The sequence below is a fragment of the Acidovorax sp. FHTAMBA genome (assembly GCF_038958875.1).
GTDB lineage: Bacteria > Pseudomonadota > Gammaproteobacteria > Burkholderiales > Burkholderiaceae_C > Acidovorax.
The window spans coordinates 250,256-266,341 of the sequence record NZ_CP152407.1; the positions used below are offsets into that span (position 1 = coordinate 250,256).

Sequence of the window (16,086 nt, forward strand, 5' to 3'; positions counted from 1 at the left end):
GAAGCTCAGTTGCCCTTGGCCTCGAAGAAGGGCTTGCCCTGGATGGCCTCCAGGCCCAGCGTGAAGGTTCTCAGCGGCTCCAGGGGCTTGTCCTGACCTTTTTTCACAGGCCGTGGCACGTTGGGGTTGAGGGCGGGCTCCACACAGCCTGTGCGCACCGCCTGCTCCACTTCGCGGCTCAGTGCCCGGCGCTGGCCCAGGCGGCTGCCCGACAGGAACAACATGTCGCCCTGAAGCTCTGCCCGCTGGTCCATGGGGGGCATGGCCTGGAGCTGATCGAACCCCACGCGCACGGAATTGGCACCGTCCAGGCGGTATTGCACCACCTTCACCACCGGCGCCTTGCCCGGTGCTCCGTCCACCACCTCGCCCAGGTAGAAGGTGCGCACCGCCTGCGCGGGCAAGGCGGGCAACTGGTAGCTCTCCGACCAGGTGCTGTTGTCCGCGACAAACAGCGGCCGCAGCGTGGCGGGGGGCTGGTCGTCGGCCGACACCGCAAACACCGGCGCCCGGGCGTTGGACAGCGAGCGGCCGTGAAAGTCGAACTCGACCCGGTCGCCCAGCGCCGCCACCTTGCGCGCAAAGGCCGGAAACAGGGTCTGCTCCGGCCGCACCTGCTGCAAGCGAACGCCGGTGCCCTCCGACTTCCAGCGGCCCGCCATCAGCATGTCCAGCGCGCCGCCCGTCACCGCAAAGCAGAACGTGTTGTCCGCCAGCAGTGCGAGCTGCGTGACGGTGTCCACCGAGCCACCGCGGTAATCGCCCACATAGCGCGCCTCGGCGGGCGTGGCGGCGTGGGTGGCAAAGCTGGCCGCCAGAGAGACGAGCGCAGCAGCCAGCGTGCAGGCGCTGCGCAAGGGGCGAAGGGTGTGGTTCACGACGTGCGTCCAGGAGCAAGGGTGGACCACTATATCGCCGCAGCACCCGGTGGTGCTGACGGCCTGCAGGCACCACCCGGTTCCGGTCTTTCTGCCTACACTGCATGCACCATCGACTGCCGATCGCCGCAAGGAGCACCATGCGCCACCGTTCACTCTGGATCGCCCTGAGCCTGCTAGCCTGCCTGGGGCCGGGCGCCGCGCACGCACAGTCTGCGGGCCACGCTTGGCGCACCAGCGCCACCCCCACAGAACAGGCCCTGGATGCCACGGCGTTCCAGGGGGCGGGCGAGGTGCTGGCGCAGCAGCTCACCGATGTGGAAAGCGCCGTGGTGGTGTTGCGCGGCCGGGTGGTGTACAGCTACTACCGCGATGGCGATGCGGACAGGCTGCGCGACACCCAGTCGGCCTCCAAAAGTGCGCTGTCGGCGCTGGTGGGCACGGCCATCGCGCAGGGCCGCATCGCCAGCGTGGACCAGCGCGTGACCGAGCTGGTGCCGGAATGGGCACCCCTGAACAGCGACCCGCGCGCCGCCACCATCACGCTGCGGCATCTGCTGACCCTGACGCCGGGCTTCTCGCAGGCCGACACGCCCCGCACCCGCGCAGGTACCGCTGCCCCGCTGCCCCCGCAGGAAGCCTGGGCGCGGCCGCTGGCGGCAGAGCCGGGGCAGGTGTTCGCGTATGACAACTCCGTCACGCCGCTGGTGGTGGCTGTACTGGAGAAAACCACCGGCATGCCCCTGGCCGACTACGCGCGCCAACAGCTCGTGGGCCCGCTGGGCTTTGCCGAGCCGCGCTACCAGGGCAGCATCGTGCACCTGCGCACGCTGGACATGGCCAAGCTCGGCCAGCTGTACCTGCAACGCGGCCAGTGGGACGGCAAGCCGCTGGTGCCTGCGGCGTATGTCGATGCCTCGGTGCAGGCCCAGAGCGCGGGCGGCCCTCCCGCGGGATTGCACTACGGCCAGCTGTGGTGGGTGGTGCCGGGCAAGGCGCCACGGGCCACCTTCATGGCCAGCGGGTGGGGCGGGCAGCTCATCTGGGTGTATCCGCCGCTGGACCTGGTGGTGGCCACCACATCCACCGTGTCGGCAGAAAGCGGTCAACGCGGGCAGGCCTTGCAGTGGATTCGCCAGCAGGCCTTTGCCGCAGCCCAGCGCCGTGTGGCGGCAGAGCCGAACTAGCGCAGGACAGGCCCCTGCGCCCCGTGGTCATCCCGGTGCCTTGCCCACAAACGCCACCGTCAGCCCCTCGGCCGTGACGGTGATCGGCCCGGGCTGCAGGCCCAGGCCGTCCAGCACGGCCGTATCCTGCGGGCGCAGCTGGTGCAGGGTGACTTCGCGCAACGACTGCTCGGCCATCGCCGGGGCGTAGGTATTGAGCAGCTGCACCACCGCCGGCTTCAGCGTGGGGAAGTCCAGCCGGCCCAGCCGGATCTGGTGGGCCCGCAGCGTGCGGTCGCTGGCCTCGTAGCGCAGCGCGAACTCCACATCGAACAGGCCCGCATGGCTGCGCCGCAAGGCCGGGCCCGCCGCGTCCACCACCATGGCCGCGCCCAGGCGGTTCACCTCGGGCAGCAGGCGCAGCGCGGGCGCCTGCAGGGTCAGATCGAGCAGGCCCTGCACCGGCACACTGCGCGGAAACCGCTGCGCCGCCATGTCCTGCAGCTGGGCCAGCGGCACGGTGTAGCGGGACTGGGCCCGTGCGCCACGCGCCACCAGCAGCAGCAGCCAGCCCGCCCCGCCCAGGGCCAGGCTGCTGGAAGCGGTGTTCAGAAATCGTCTGCGGTGCAGCATGCGGCAGTCTCCTGGAAGGCCCGTGGGACCGGTTCAGGATGAAAAGGTGCAGCCTGCGTCACCAGGGGTTACAACAAAAACTGCGGGCGCCTGCCATTGCGCCCCGGCGGCGGCGGCTGAAAGGTGCGATGCCCTGTCGCCCTATCGCCCCACCACAGACCAGCCGGCCTTCTGGTTGGATTTGTCGTTTTCGTATTCCCACGCGGTGCCGCAGCGGTCGCACACATAGCGGGTGATGGTGACGGGGCCCGTGTCGCGGTCTTCCTTGCGGTTGCCGCGCTGCACCAGCTCGGCGTGGCCGGGCGCCTTGCGCCAGTTGCGCTGGATGCCTTGGCAGGGCTCGCACAGCGCCATGGGCTTGAGTTCGTTCTGTCGGGCGAGGTCTTTGGTCATGGGGGGCAGCCGTCGGGGGCTGGTGGATGGGTGGGTGGGTTCGTGTACGGCGGGCGGCTACTGTAAGGCACCTGCGGGTGCAAGGGCGCGGCGCGGGGCAACATTTTCAAGCCAAATTGGCCCCCAGCGCTTGCTGGATAAGCGCAAGCAGCTATGAAAAAAAGAGTGTTCCATCAGCCCGTCGTAGGCCGCAGAGCACAACGCCATGCGCCACCTCACCAGGCCAACGCAGTCTGGCGGCCGCTAGCATCACCCCCATGCTGCGCCAGCCCTCGTCTGCCACGACAACGCCATCTCTCGACACTCCGCCTGTATGCGCCGCGATTGACTTTGCTGCGCCAGCGCAGGACGTGGCCAGGCGCCTGATCGGCGTGACGCTGCTGGTGGACGGCGTGGGCGGCACCATTGTGGAAACCGAGGCCTATGACCAGACGGACCCTGCGTCGCACACCTTCGGCGGCGCCACGCCGCGCAATGCCGCCATGTTTGGCCCGCCCGGCTGTGCGTATGTGTACCGGTCGTACGGGCTGCACTGGTGCATCAACACCGTGTGCCGCGAGGCCGGGCACGGCGCCGGTGTGCTGCTGCGCGCGCTGGAGCCCACCCATGGCATCGCCACCATGCAGGCGCGGCGCGGTCTGCAGGACGTGCGCTTGCTGTGCGCAGGGCCCGGGCGGCTGGCGCAGGCGCTGGGCATCGAGGCCAGCATGAACGGGCGGCCGCTGAGTCTGCCGCCGTTTTCGTTGCTGGAGCCGCAGGGGGCGGGGGCCATCGACGTGGTCGCGGGCCCGCGCATTGGCATCTCGAAGGCAGTCGATGTGCCCTGGCGGTTTGGGCTGCGCGGCTCGCGCTACCTCAGCCGCGCGTTTGTGGTGCCCACCGGTGGTGGTCGGCCCAGCGGCGTGGGCTGACTGCCGGGCTGCAGGCTGGGCGGTGGCCGGTCAGCCGGCGGCCATGCGCAGCCTGCGCGCCGCGTCTTCGTCGCGCGCATCGTCGATCTCGCGCAGCACGGCCTCCATGTCCACATCAACATGCTGCGGCGCGTAGTGGCCCGTCAAAGGCGTCTCGTTGCTCAGCAGGCCGCTCTGGTACAGGCTCCAGATCTCGGGGCCGAATTGCGTGCTGCGCAGCTCGGGCGCGAACTGCCCGAAGAAATCGCGCAGGTTGGCCACATCGCGCAGCAGCATGCGCTGGGCGTGGTTGTTGCCCGCAGCGTCCACGGCCTGGGGCAGGTCGATGATGACCGGACCATCGTGGGCGTCCGCGCCGTCTGCGCCCGGCAGGCGCGCCAGCAGGATGTTGAACTCCGACAGGTCGCCGTGCACCACACCCGCACACAGCATGCGCACCACCTCGGCCACCAGCGTGGCGTGGTGGGTGCGCGCGTCTTCGGGGGTAAACCTCACATCGTTCAGGCGCGGGGCGGCGTCGCCGTGGGCGTCGGTCACCAGCTCCATCAGCAGCACACCGTCGTGAAAGTTGTAGGGCTGCGGCACGCGCACGCCCGCAGCGGCCAGGCGGTAGAGTGCATCGACCTCGGCGCTTTGCCAGGCGGCCTCTTGCTCTTGCCGGCCAAGCTTGCTGCCCTTGGCCATGGCACGGGCCGAGCGCGAGTTCTTGACCTTGCGGTTTTCGGTGTAGTCCACCGCCTGCCGAAAGCTGCGGTTGTTGGCCTCTTTGTAGATCTTGGCGCAGAGCGTGTGGTCGCTGTTGCGCACCACAAAAACCATGGCCTCCTTGCCGCTCATGAGCTGGCGGACCACGGTGTCGATCAGGCCTTCCTCGATGAGGGACTGCAGGCGGGGGGGAGCTTTCATCGGTGCATTTTGCCCGGGTGGCGCAATCCCCCGCCCTGCGCCGGTGGACGCAGGGCGTTTCTTTAGCCCGCGCCGCGCAGATCGCGCAGCCGCTGGTGCACCGCATCGCTGCCATCTACCGGTAGCTGGTGCTTGGCCTGCAGGTAGTGGTGGGTGAACACGTCCAGGTAGGCCTCCAGCGTCTGCGCGGCATGCAGCTCGCCCGCCAGTTCCAGGCACAGCGCGCCCACCTCGGAGGTGCAGAAATGGTCCGTGCGGTTGGACCGGCGCAGGTGGTAGCGCGAGAGCTGTTCGGGCGCCAGGCTCAACACGGGCAGGTGGTTGAGGTAGGGGCTCTTGCGGAACATCTTGCGCGCCTCGGGCCAGGTGGCGTCGAGCAGCACAAACAGCGGGCGCTTGCCCTCGGCCTTGGCCACCTGCGTGACGACGCGCGCAGGCTCCACGAACTCGCCGGGGAACACCACATACGGCTGCCACTGCGGGTCGGCCAGCAGCGCCAGCAGGTCGGCGTGCACCTCGGTGCGCGCCCAGCCAAAGGCGTACGTGTCTGCCACCACATCGGCGATCAGCCAGCCGGTGTTGCTGGGCTTGAGCGGCTCGATGTCGGCCATCAGCAGGCACATGCCTGCACGCGTAGTCAGCGTGGGGCGCAGCGCGCAAAGGCAGTGGCTGGGCACCAGGCGGCAGCCCGCGCAGCGTTCGCCTTTGGGGCCGCCCCGGGCCAGAAAGGGCTTGGCGCTGCGGGCGAGGCGCTCCGCGCGCAGGCGCGAGACGGCGTGCGGTGCAGGGCTTGGCGCAGGGGCGGTCACTGCCCGCCCGCCTGCTCCAGCGCAAACAGCGGCAGCTCGGCCTTGCGGCTCAGCCACACGCCGCCACCCAGTTCGATGGCGCCTTCGCGCAGGCCGCGCCGATAGAGCTCGGCGCGGTGGCGGAACACGCGGTTGTCGGTAATCTCTTCGTCGATGATGTCGCGCTCGAAATCCTCGCGCGAGACGGCCTCGACATACAGCGCGCCTGTGGTCAGGCGGCCCAGGTTGAGCAGCGCGGCTTTCAGATCCGGCGGGCTCAGGTAGGGCAGCACGCCCTGGCAGATGACCAGGTCAAACGGCGCATCGGCCACGTAGTCCACCACCGACCCCTGCTGCCACCCGAAGCGCTCGCACAGGTAGGGGCTGAACTCCACGCCCTGGTAGCTGGCGCCCGGAAAGTGCTGCGCCACGATGCCCTTCCACAGCCCGATGCCGCAGCCCACGTCCAGCACACGGCTCACCGGCACGCGCAGGTATTTGAGGTAGCTGCACACAAAGGTGCCCAAGCGCTCCATGTGCGCCGGGTCCACCACGCTGGTCTTTTTGTCAAAGTAAAAGCGCTGGTAGTAGGCCTCGTCAAAAGTGGTGGCGCTGGCGGATTTCAATGGGTGTGTCCTCTGGCATGGATGCGGCGGCGCGAACCGCGCCGGGCCCGGGAGTATCGCCCGCCGCGGTCCGCCGGCTTTCGGCCCGGGCCTACTTGACTGCGGCGTCCTTGGGCGGGCGGTGCAGCGCGCACAGCTTGTTGCCGTCCGGGTCACGCAGGTAGGCCAGGTACAGCTTGCCGCCGGGGCCTTCGCGCCAGCCCGGGGGGTCTTCGCAGGTGGTGCCGCCGTTGGCCACACCGGCGGCGTGGAAGGCATCGGTCTGCTCGGTCGACTGCATGGCAAAACCGATGGTCGCGCCGTTGCCGAAGGTGGCGGGCTCGCCGTTGATCGGGGTGGTGATGCCAAAGGTACCGGTGGGGCCGCGGTAGAAGTAGCGGTTCTTGTTGGCCACCCCGGGCGGCACGCCCAGCGTGCCGAGCACGGCGTCATAAAACTTGCGGGATGCCTCCAGATCGTTCACACCGACCATCACATGACTGAACATTTTGCGTGTCTCCGTTGGGCCCCGGGGGCGGGGCGGTTTGTGGGCGCTGCGATGTTAGCCGCTGGTAGATGCCCCATGCCCGCCGTCGGCGAAAGGGGCGGCTGACAGCGCCGGCCATGCCCCGGCGCGCTGCAGGCCATCGGTCCGAAGCCCATGGGTAATTTCAGAGTAAAATCAGGCGCTAGCGCTTATACAGAAAGCGCCAACAGCTATATTATTAATAGCAAATCAAAGCAGCTCCGCAGGCCCGGGGCGGCCGAACAGGTAGCCCTGGAACTGGCGGCAGCCGTTGCGCAGCAGGAACGCGCGCTGGCCTTCGGTCTCGACGCCCTCGGCCACCACATCCAGGCCCAGGCTGCGCGCCAGCGTGATGATGGTGCAGGCGATGGTGGCGTCGTTGGGGTCGGTGAGCACGTCGCGCACAAAACTCTGGTCGATCTTGAGCTGGTCCAGCGGCAGGCGCTTGAGGTAGCTCAGCGACGAGTAACCCGTGCCAAAGTCATCCAGCGAGAAACCGACGCCCTGGGTGCGCAGCGCCTGCATCTTGAGGATGCTGTCTTCCACATCGTGCAGCAGCAGGCTTTCGGTCAGCTCCAGCTTGAGGCGGGCGGGGTCGGCACCGGCGGCGCGCAGCACGCTGAGCACGCCGTCGGCAAAGTCGGGCTGCCGGAACTCCTGCGCGCTCACGTTCACGGCCAGGCTCCACATCGCCGTCGCGGGCGCTGCTGCCCATTGCGCCAGCTGCTGGCAGGCCAGGGTGAGCACCTGGCGGCCCAGGGGCAGGATGAGCCCCGTCTGCTCGGCAAGCGGGATGAAATCCCCGGGCGACACCATGCCGCGCTGGGGGTGGTGCCAGCGCACCAGCGCCTCGGCGCCCAGCACCTGGCCCGCTTCGTCCACCACTGGCTGGTAGTGGAGCAGGAATTCGCTGCGCAGCAGGCCCTGGCGCATGTCGCCCTCCAGTGCCGATCGGGCCGTGACGGCGGCCTGCATGGCAGGGTCAAAAAAGCACAGCGTGTTGCGGCCCTTGGCCTTGGCCTGGTACATGGCCAGGTCAGCGCGCTGCAGCAGCTCCTGCACGGGCAGCTGCACATCGCGAAACAGCGCAATGCCAATGCTGGGGGTGCTGTGCACTTCGCTGTTTTGCACCGTGTAGGGCTGGTTCAATGCGGTCAGCATCTTCAGCGCGACGGCCTCGGCCTCTGCGCCTGCCGCTTGCAGTTCGGCGTTCAGGCCCTGGAGCACCACCACGAATTCGTCGCCGCCCAGGCGGGCCACGGTGTCGGTGGCGCGCACGCTGGCCCCGATGCGCATGCCCACCTGCACCAAAAGGCGGTCACCCCACTCGTGGCCCATGGTGTCGTTGATGTCCTTGAAGTTGTCGAGATCCAGGAACAGCAGGGCGCCATGGCTGCCCTCGCGCGCACAGGCGCTGGCCGCGCGTTCGAGCCGGTCCATCAGCAGCCGCCGGTTGGGCAGGCCCGTGAGCTCGTCATAGAACGCGAGGCGCTGGATCTCCGCCTCGGCCAGCTTGCGCTCGGTGATGTCGCGCGCCACGCCCCGGTAGCCGGTGAACTGGCCGGCCTCATCAAAGATGGGCTCTCCGCTGATGGAGATCCACACGGGCCTGCCGTCTTCCGCCAGACGCTGCATCTCGAAATCGTGAAACACCTCGTGCGCCTCCAGCTGCCGGCGGTGCTCTCGCCACTGGGCTTCGCTCACAAAGGTGTGGGGCAGCTCCCAGCGCGTGCGGCCGTAGTGCATGTCGTCGGGCACGCCGGCTTCGTTGTGGGGGTTGCCGTCCAGCCGCACAAAGCGGAACTGCGCGTCCTGCTCCCAGTACCAGTCGGAGGACAGCTGGGTGAGGCTGCGCCAGCGGGACTCGCTCAGGCGCAGGGCCTCCAGCGTGCTGAGGTAATCGGTCACATCGGTGAAGGTGCGAACGCGCCCGCCTTGCTCCAGCGCGCGGGTGCGCACTTCGATGTAGCGGCCCTGCAGGTTGCGCCGCACGTAGGTTTCCGGCATGGTGAGCCTGCCGCCGTGGGCCGCGTATTCCGACGCCACGTAGTTGCGCGCCCCCGGCTCGATCAGCTCGAACCCCTGGCCAAAGTCCCCGCGCTCGGCCTGAAAGCGCACCACGTCCTCTACCCGCGGTTGCGTGGCCAGGAGCGACTCGGGCAGGTCCAGCAGCTCCAGATAGCGGCGGTTGTACACGCGGATGCGGCCCTCCACATCCACATTGGTGATGCCCTGCGAGACGCTGGCGAGCGTGCCTTCCAGGGCCCGGGTCTTCTCGGCCAGCAGGGCGCTGGTGCGCTCGAGCTGGGCTTCCACGGCGCTGCGCGCCAGTTCGGCACGGCGCGCCATCTCCAGCTGGCCTACGGTGTTGAGCAGGGGCTGAAGAAACTGCACATCGGCGGCCGAGTAGCCCTCGGCCCGGTTGGCCAGGCCCACCATGGCCACCAGCTCCCCGGCGGCGTGAATGGGCAGCCCCAGGTAGGTGAGCAGCGGCGGATGCCCCCGCGGCGTGCCGGCGCTGCGGTGGTCGCTCCGCGCATCGTTGGTGAGCACCGGCTCCCCGGTCACCAGCGCAGCCCCCACCAGCGAATGGAGGTTGTCGAACACCATGCCACCCTCTGCGTGCTGCGCATACCGGGCGCGGGAGGCTTCGTCCCAGCTGATGTCGGTGATGGCGTGCACCCGCAGGTACGGGCGCCCGTCATCGCCGCGCTGCACCTGGCCCACCATGCCGAACGCGCTTTGGGTGAGCGCCATCAGTTCGTCCAGCAGCGCCTCGAAGGCCGCCCGGGGCCCGGAGCTGGCAATGAACATGGCCTGGGCCCGCGAGATCGCCTGCAGCAGCCTGTGCTGGCGGGCCAGCATGGTTTCTGCGGCGCGCCGGGCCCGGGCGCTGGAACTGCGCTCGAGCACCGAGTCAATCTGTGCGGGCAATGTGAGCAGGTAGTCCAGCGCAGTGTCCTGCACCGCAAAATCATCGAAGCCGTAGCGCATGGCCTGTGCGGCGTGGGTTTCGGCACCCGAGCGCACGATGATCATGGCCGGCACGCCGTCGAGCATGCGCAACAGGTCAAAGGCCGACCCGTCCACCGTGCGCTGCGCCGCCAGCACGATATCGGGCGGGCTGCCCCCGTTGCGGTCCAGGTATTCGCCCGCCTCCCGCAGCGATGCGGCCACCTCCACCCGCCAGCCCGACCAGGGGTCCGCCAGCGCGTCGACCACGGCCTGCGCGTGAAGGGGATCGCTTTCGATCAGCAGGATGGAGATGGGCATGGCCGACCGGCGTGGGGTGATCGAGGGTGCTGTCAGCCCGAAAGTAACAGCGCTGAAACATTATGCGGGTTTCGACCGCACCCCGCGGCCCCGCGGCCAAGGGCCGAAGGCGCCTACTGGATACACTTTGCGCCGCACTCCGCTTTCGGCGCCGTGCCTTTGCCCGGCCCCAACACCCTTCCCCGACCATGCAGCCACTCAGCGTCAACGAATACCTCCGCCAGCACATCCGCACAGTGCCCGACTGGCCCGCGCCCGGCGTGCAGTTCCGTGACATCACGCCGCTGCTGCAGGACCCGAAGGTGTTCCGCGTACTGATCGACGCGTTTGTGCACCGCTACATGGACAAGGCATTGCGCCCCGATGTGGTGGCCGGGCTGGATGCGCGCGGCTTCATCCTGGGTGCCGTGGTGGCCTATGAACTCAACGTGGGGTTCGTGCCCATCCGCAAGAAGGGCAAGCTGCCGTTCACGACCGTGGAGGAAACCTACGAGCTCGAATACGGCAGCGCCACCGTGGAGCTGCACACCGACGCCGTCAAGCCCGGCGACCGCGTGCTGCTCATCGACGACCTCATCGCCACCGGCGGCACGATGATGGCCGGCCGCAAGCTCCTGGAGAAACTGGGTGCCACCGTCACCGAGGGCGCCGCCATTGTGGACCTGCCTGAACTCGGCGGGTCGGCGCGGCTGCGGGAATCCGGCCTGCCGCTGTACACCCTGGTGGATTTCGCGGGGCACTGACGCACCACCCGCGGCGCCCGGTGCTGCGTACCGCCAGGGCTCAGTTCAGTTCGCCGTACTGGGTGCTGCTCAGATCGGGAGAAGGGCCGTCGGCACCGGGCATCTCGGTGTCTTCAAAACCCGTGGGCTGCGCGGGCGGCAGGATGGGGCCGGACCGCACTGGTACGCCCGGCCTGGCGGCCGCCGCAACACCGGCAGCGGTGCCGCCCGCCGCAGAGGCGAGGGCGCGTTTGAATGCCGCCACTTCATCGGCCTCGATGGGCTCAAAGCGCTGCGCCGGACGCGGCGCAACAGCAGGCGTTGCGGGTGCGGGTGCTACCACAGGCTGCGCCAGCGGCGGCCGCACCGGAACGACCGCGGGCGCGGGCGTAGTGGCAGCAGCGGCGGGCAGCGGCGCCGCCGGACGGGCCGGGGCCACCACCGGCGCAGGGGCTGGTGCAGCCACCGGGGCCGGGCGCCGGGGCAGCGATGGCGCAGCCTGCAGGGCAGCGCCCTGGGGTGCCACGCCCTTTTGCGGTATGCCCACCGCCACGTGGTCGTTGATGCGCCAGTAAACGGCCGTCACCAGAATGTCATAGCGGGTCTTGGCGGTTTGCGCGATCAGGGCCTCGATCTCGGACAGGCGCACGGTTTCGCCGCCGTATTCACGCGCCAGATCCATCATCACCAGAAACTGGCGCCCGCGCTGGTCCAGCGAGAGCACCTTGAACTTGTAGCTGGCCGACAGCACCCCTGCACGCACCATGGCGTCACGCACCACGGTGTACAGCAGCTCCCGCCGCTCCATGCGCTCGTTCTTGCGATTGGCAGCGTGTTCGGGGGGCAGGGGCTCCACCAGCGGCTTGCTCTGGCGGCCGGGCGTAAGCGGCACCGTCGCATCGGCGTTCAACAGCCCCGAGGGTTCGGCCAGCGGCCGGGGCTTTGGGGGGGCAGGTTTGCGGCTGAACCAACTGAACAGGGACATGGCTTGCTTTCTACGGGACGGCGCCGGAAAAATCCGAATCGAGTGTAACGTGCCGTACACCCGTTCGAACCCCGAACAAGCCCGCAGGCCGAATCAGCGCGGGTCGCCTGTCAGGTGGCCGCAACGCGGCGGCGGCGGTTGCCCAGCCGCTTGGCCAGCACCGCCCCGGCGGCCATCACCAGGCCCAGTGCGATGGCAGGCTGACGGTTGGTGAGTTCGGTAAAACGGATCGCCGGCAGGCTCCAGAGTTTGCAGGGGGCGCTGGCCTGCACCGTGGCGCTGCGCGTGCGGTGCGAAAAGAACGCGCCTTCCCCCACCACAGACCCGGGCCCCACGATGGCCAGCCGCAGCCGCTCCTTTTCATCCTGGTAGTGCACGCTGAGGCTGCCGCTTTCGACGAGGTACAGCGTGCGGTCGGTCGCGCCCTGGCTGAAAAGGATTTGCCCTGCGGGCAGCACCACAGGCAGCAGGTAGGACGACAGGATGTCCCACTGCGCCGGGGTCAGCGGATTGGTCATGCTGTCATCGGCGCTGGCCTGTGCGATGGCGTCGATCAGACCTTGCAGGTCCACCTTGGAAACAACAGGCGTGGAGGCATTCATGGTGTGCGAAGCTACCCTTGTTACAGATTGCGCACAAGCGCTGTTTACGTCCGTTTACAACATTAGCGACGAGCGGGCGGCGGCGCCCGGCGACCGGGGCTGCACCGCGCTGCCGGTGCCGCCTACTTGCCGATGCAGAAGCTGGAAAAGATCACGCCCAGCAGGTCGTCGGAGGTGAATTCGCCTGTGATGGCGTTCAACGCAGTCTGCGCCAGGCGCAGCTCTTCGGCCAGCAGGTCGAGCGCGGGGCCCTGTGCGTGCAGCTGGTCGGCCGCCTCTTGCAGGTGTACGCCCACGGCCTCCAAGGCCTGCACATGCCGGGCACGGGCTGTGTACAGGCCTTCGGGCGCCGACTGCCAGCCCGCCACGTCCAGCAGCAGGCGGCGCAGCGCGTCCAGCCCCTCGCCCGTGCGGGCGGACAGGCGCACGCCGGGCCGGGTACTTTCAACGGCCGGGGCTGTCGCACCTGGCGCCTTGTCGAGCTTGTTCCAGACATCAATCACGGGGATGTTCTGAGGCATTTTTTGGCCCATAGCGCTTGCTATGACTGCGTCACCAGCTATGTATTCAGGAGCATCCATGCGCTCCAGGTCGTGCAGGAACAGCACTGCATCCGCCCCTGCGATCTCGTCCCACGCGCGCGCAATGCCGATGCGCTCCACCTCGTCGCTGCTGTCGCGCAGGCCGGCGGTGTCAATGATGTGCAGCGGCACGCCTTCGATCTGGATGGTCTGCTGCACCTTGTCGCGCGTGGTGCCTGCAATCGGCGTGACGATGGCCAGCTCGGCCCCTGCGAGTGCGTTGAGCAGCGAACTCTTGCCGGCGTTGGGCTGCCCGGCGATGACCACCTTGATGCCCTCGCGCAGCAGCGCGCCCTGGCGCGTGCGCTGCATCACCGCCGCCAGGGTTTGCTGCAAATTCGATAGCTGTCCGCGCGCATCTGCCTTGCGCAGGAAGTCGATTTCTTCTTCGGGAAAATCCAGCGTGGCCTCGACCAGCATGCGCAGGTGGATGAGCGCGTCGCGCAGGCCATGGATCTCGGCCGAGAACGCGCCGCTGAGTGATCGGCTGGCGCTGCGGGCGGCCGCGGAAGTAGAGGCGTCGATCAGGTCGGCAATGGCCTCGGCCTGGGCCAGGTCGATCTTGTCGTTGAGGAAGGCGCGTTCCGTGAACTCCCCCGGCTGGGCGACACGCAAGCCCCGCAGGCGGGGCTGGCCGGTAGCGGGGTCGGCAGCGGCCCCCGCCTCCAGACAGCGCGCCAGCAGCAGCTGGAGCACCACGGCGCCGCCGTGGGCCTGCAGCTCCAGCACGTCTTCGCCGGTGTAGCTGTGCGGACCCGGAAAAAACAGCGCCAGCCCCTGGTCAATGGCTTCGCCCTGGGCATCGCGAAAGGGCAGGTAGGTGGCTTCGCGGGGCTTGAGGGTGCGCCCGCAAACCGCCTGCATCAGCGCATCCAACCCGCGCCCTGACACGCGCACGATGCCGACGGCCCCCCGCCCGGGTGCGGTGGCAATGGCGACGATGGGGTGTTGGTGGCGGGCAAGCATGTGCGGCGATTTTGGGAATAGAGCGCCAAAAATTGGCGCGGCCCAAGCGCGAGACACCGCGCAAGGGCCGCCCCGCCGCGCTGGTGTCGTCCCCCTTCCCGCGCGCAGCGCGAGAGAAAGGGGGAAGCGGCGCAGCCGCTCAGGGGTTACTTAAATTTCGGCAAGTTAAATTGCGGTGGCACGCCCATGCGGGTGTTGATGATCCACTGCTGTGCAATCGACAAAATGTTGTTCGTCAGCCAGTACAGCACCAGGCCGGCCGGGAAGAAGAAGAACATCACGCTGAAGATCAGCGGCATGAACCACATCATCTTGGCCTGCATCGGGTCTGGCGGCGCGGGGTTCAACGCGGTCTGCAGCAGCGATGACAGCGTCATCAGCAGGGGCAGGATGAAGAACGGGTCGGGCGTGGAGAGGTCGTGGATCCAGCCGATCCAGGGCGCGTTGCGCATCTCGACGCTGGACAGCAGCACCCAGTACAGCGCAATGAACACGGGGATCTGGATCATGATCGGGAAGCAGCCCCCCATGGGGTTGACCTTCTCCTCGCGGTAGATGCGCATCATCTCCTGCTGCATCTGCTGCGGCTTGTCCTTCAGGCGCTCGCGCATCTCCATGATCTTGGGATTGACCGCCTTCATCTTGGCCATGCTGGCGTAGGCCTTGGCATTGAGCCAGTAGAACGCAATCTTGAGCAGCAGCACCAGGCCCACGATGGACCAGCCCCAGTTGCCCAGCAGCTTGTGCAGCTGGTCCAGCAACCAGTACAGCGGCTTGGACAGGATGGTGAGCCAGCCGTAGTCCTTGACCAGCTCCAGGCCCGGATAGAGCTTTTCCATCTGCGTCTCGACCTGCGGACCCGCGAACAGGCGCGCGTCGATGGCTTTGCTGGCGCCCGGTTCAATGCTGCCCAGCGAGGTGAGCATGCCCACGGAGTACAGGTTGGTGTCCACCTTGCGGGTGAACAGTTCACGCTGGGTGCCGTCTGCCAGCAGCCAGGCGGTGGCAAAGTAGTGCTGCACCATGGCCACATAGCCATTGGGCGAATCGCGGGGGATGTCGACCTTGCCGTTCTCGATGTCCTTGAAATCAACCTTCTGGTACTTCTTGGCGTCGGTGAACACCGCCGGGCCCGTGAAGGTGGAATAGAACGAGGACTCACCGGGCGGGGGATTGCCGTCACGCACCAGTTGCAGGTAGAGCTGGGGCGACACGGCCACGTTGCCGGTGTTGACCACTTCGTGCTTGACCGCGATGTCATACGCGCCACGCTGGATGGTCCAGGTCTTGACCAGCTTCAGCCCGCCCTGTTCAGGAGACTCGAAACGCACCGTGATCGCGTCTTGCCCATCCTGCAACTCGCGCGGGCCGGGCACGGCAGTCATCAGGGTCTTGTGCGTGGGGAAGCTGCCGCCAATCAGGCCGGTCTGCGCCACGTACACACGTTGCGCGCTCTCGTCCAGCAGCAGGAAGTTGCGGGACTTGTCGGCCATGTCGATGTGCTGCAGCAACTCGGCCTTGATGAGCGAGCCCCCTTCACTGTCAAAGGTCAGGCGGTACAGGTCGGTTTTCACTTCCACCTGTTCGCGCGCAGCCGGTGCGGCTGCCGGGGCGGGCTGGCCAGGCACGGCCGATACGCCCTGCTGCGAGGCCGCCGCCAGCGGAGCACTGGAGACGGGGACACTGGCGGCACCGGTGGCGCCAGATGCCGCGGTGGCAGCGGCTGGCGCGGTGACCGCAGGCGTGGTGGGGAAAAACGTGGCCTGTTTGCCGTTGTGCAGTTGCCACTTGTCCCACAGCAGAACCATGGAAAAGCCAAAAATCACCCACAGGATGGTGCGGCGAATGTCGTTCATGAAGACTTCTTTGGTGAGGATGGTTGGGTGGTGGAGGATTGTTGCAGCCGCGAAAAAAGCCTCATGCCGCGCGGCAGTTCTTGCGGGACCGGGTCATGCCCCCCATCGCACCAGGGGTGGCAGCGTACCAGCCTGCGCACCGTGAGATAACTGCCGGCTGCAGCGCCATGCTGCTCCAGCGCCTGCAATGAATAGACCGAGCAGGTGGGCTCGAACCGGCACGACGACCCCAGCCAGGGGCTGAGTACCAGCCGGTAGCCCTTGACCACGCCCATCAGCAGACGCTGCATCACCG

General features: G+C 67.9%; 16 protein-coding genes. 3 read left to right on the top strand and 13 right to left on the bottom strand.

The window, feature by feature from the left end:
• Positions 1–5: 5 nt before the first annotated feature.
• Positions 6–878 carry a hypothetical protein gene (locus AAFF19_RS01120; protein WP_342721101.1) on the bottom strand — a complete coding sequence of 291 codons (873 nt, stop codon included), beginning with the start codon at positions 876–878 and terminating at the stop codon, positions 6–8.
• Between the two features lie 140 nt (positions 879–1,018).
• On the opposite strand from AAFF19_RS01120, the gene AAFF19_RS01125 reads away from it, so the two are divergent.
• Positions 1,019–2,065, top strand: a complete 1,047-nt coding sequence (locus tag AAFF19_RS01125) for a serine hydrolase (RefSeq protein ID WP_342721102.1) — start codon at positions 1,019–1,021, stop codon at positions 2,063–2,065.
• 27 nt (positions 2,066–2,092) lie between these two features.
• Here AAFF19_RS01125 and AAFF19_RS01130 read toward each other — a convergent pair whose 3' ends face one another.
• Together AAFF19_RS01130 and AAFF19_RS01135 are read right to left on the bottom strand one after the other, a co-directional pair.
• Positions 2,093–2,677: a DUF1439 domain-containing protein gene (locus AAFF19_RS01130; protein ID WP_342721103.1), complete on the bottom strand. Its 585-nt coding sequence runs from the start codon at positions 2,675–2,677 to the stop codon at positions 2,093–2,095.
• A 141-nt stretch (positions 2,678–2,818) separates the two neighbouring features.
• Entirely contained in the window at positions 2,819–3,070 is a 252-nt protein-coding gene (locus AAFF19_RS01135; RefSeq protein ID WP_008903545.1) for a hypothetical protein, read from the bottom strand.
• A 257-nt stretch (positions 3,071–3,327) separates the two neighbouring features.
• Here AAFF19_RS01135 and AAFF19_RS01140 point away from each other — a divergent pair, with 257 nt between their 5' ends.
• A complete protein-coding gene (locus AAFF19_RS01140) occupies positions 3,328–3,981 on the top strand; it encodes a DNA-3-methyladenine glycosylase (RefSeq protein ID WP_342721104.1) in 654 nt (217 codons plus the stop codon).
• A 30-nt stretch (positions 3,982–4,011) separates the two neighbouring features.
• Here AAFF19_RS01140 and AAFF19_RS01145 read toward each other — a convergent pair whose 3' ends face one another.
• The 5 genes from AAFF19_RS01145 to AAFF19_RS01165 all read right to left on the bottom strand — a co-directional run bounded on the left by AAFF19_RS01145 (position 4,012) and on the right by AAFF19_RS01165 (position 10,079).
• On the bottom strand, positions 4,012–4,887 hold the full coding sequence (locus tag AAFF19_RS01145; RefSeq protein WP_342721105.1) for a PA4780 family RIO1-like protein kinase: 876 nt from the start codon (positions 4,885–4,887) through the stop codon (positions 4,012–4,014).
• 62 nt (positions 4,888–4,949) lie between these two features.
• On the bottom strand, positions 4,950–5,696 hold the full coding sequence (locus AAFF19_RS01150; RefSeq protein ID WP_342721106.1) for a tRNA-uridine aminocarboxypropyltransferase: 747 nt from the start codon (positions 5,694–5,696) through the stop codon (positions 4,950–4,952).
• Entirely contained in the window at positions 5,693–6,301 is a 609-nt protein-coding gene (locus tag AAFF19_RS01155; protein ID WP_182120965.1) for a class I SAM-dependent methyltransferase, read from the bottom strand. Before AAFF19_RS01155 ends, AAFF19_RS01150 begins: the two co-directional genes overlap by 4 nt.
• Positions 6,302–6,392: 91 nt before the next feature.
• A complete protein-coding gene (locus AAFF19_RS01160; protein ID WP_008903540.1) occupies positions 6,393–6,788 on the bottom strand; it encodes a VOC family protein in 396 nt (131 codons plus the stop codon).
• 228 nt (positions 6,789–7,016) lie between these two features.
• A complete protein-coding gene (locus AAFF19_RS01165) occupies positions 7,017–10,079 on the bottom strand; it encodes an EAL domain-containing protein (protein ID WP_342721107.1) in 3,063 nt (1,020 codons plus the stop codon).
• A 188-nt stretch (positions 10,080–10,267) separates the two neighbouring features.
• On the opposite strand from AAFF19_RS01165, the gene AAFF19_RS01170 reads away from it, so the two are divergent.
• Positions 10,268–10,822, top strand: a complete 555-nt coding sequence (locus AAFF19_RS01170; protein ID WP_342721108.1) for an adenine phosphoribosyltransferase — start codon at positions 10,268–10,270, stop codon at positions 10,820–10,822.
• A 40-nt stretch (positions 10,823–10,862) separates the two neighbouring features.
• Here AAFF19_RS01170 and AAFF19_RS01175 read toward each other — a convergent pair whose 3' ends face one another.
• From AAFF19_RS01175 to yidD, 5 genes are all read right to left on the bottom strand, one after another.
• Positions 10,863–11,786: a hypothetical protein gene (locus AAFF19_RS01175; RefSeq protein ID WP_342721109.1), complete on the bottom strand. Its 924-nt coding sequence runs from the start codon at positions 11,784–11,786 to the stop codon at positions 10,863–10,865.
• A 110-nt stretch (positions 11,787–11,896) separates the two neighbouring features.
• Entirely contained in the window at positions 11,897–12,388 is a 492-nt protein-coding gene (locus tag AAFF19_RS01180) for a cyclic nucleotide-binding domain-containing protein (protein WP_008904717.1), read from the bottom strand.
• A 122-nt stretch (positions 12,389–12,510) separates the two neighbouring features.
• Positions 12,511–13,935: a tRNA uridine-5-carboxymethylaminomethyl(34) synthesis GTPase MnmE gene (gene mnmE / locus AAFF19_RS01185; protein WP_342721110.1), complete on the bottom strand. Its 1,425-nt coding sequence runs from the start codon at positions 13,933–13,935 to the stop codon at positions 12,511–12,513.
• 146 nt (positions 13,936–14,081) lie between these two features.
• Positions 14,082–15,791, bottom strand: coding sequence for a membrane protein insertase YidC (gene yidC / locus AAFF19_RS01190; protein ID WP_342721111.1), 1,710 nt, complete (start codon positions 15,789–15,791; stop codon positions 14,082–14,084).
• A complete protein-coding gene (yidD, locus tag AAFF19_RS01195; protein ID WP_034693951.1) occupies positions 15,788–16,084 on the bottom strand; it encodes a membrane protein insertion efficiency factor YidD in 297 nt (98 codons plus the stop codon). The genes yidC and yidD overlap by 4 nt, the downstream gene beginning before the upstream one ends.
• Between the last annotated feature and the right edge of the window lie 2 nt (positions 16,085–16,086).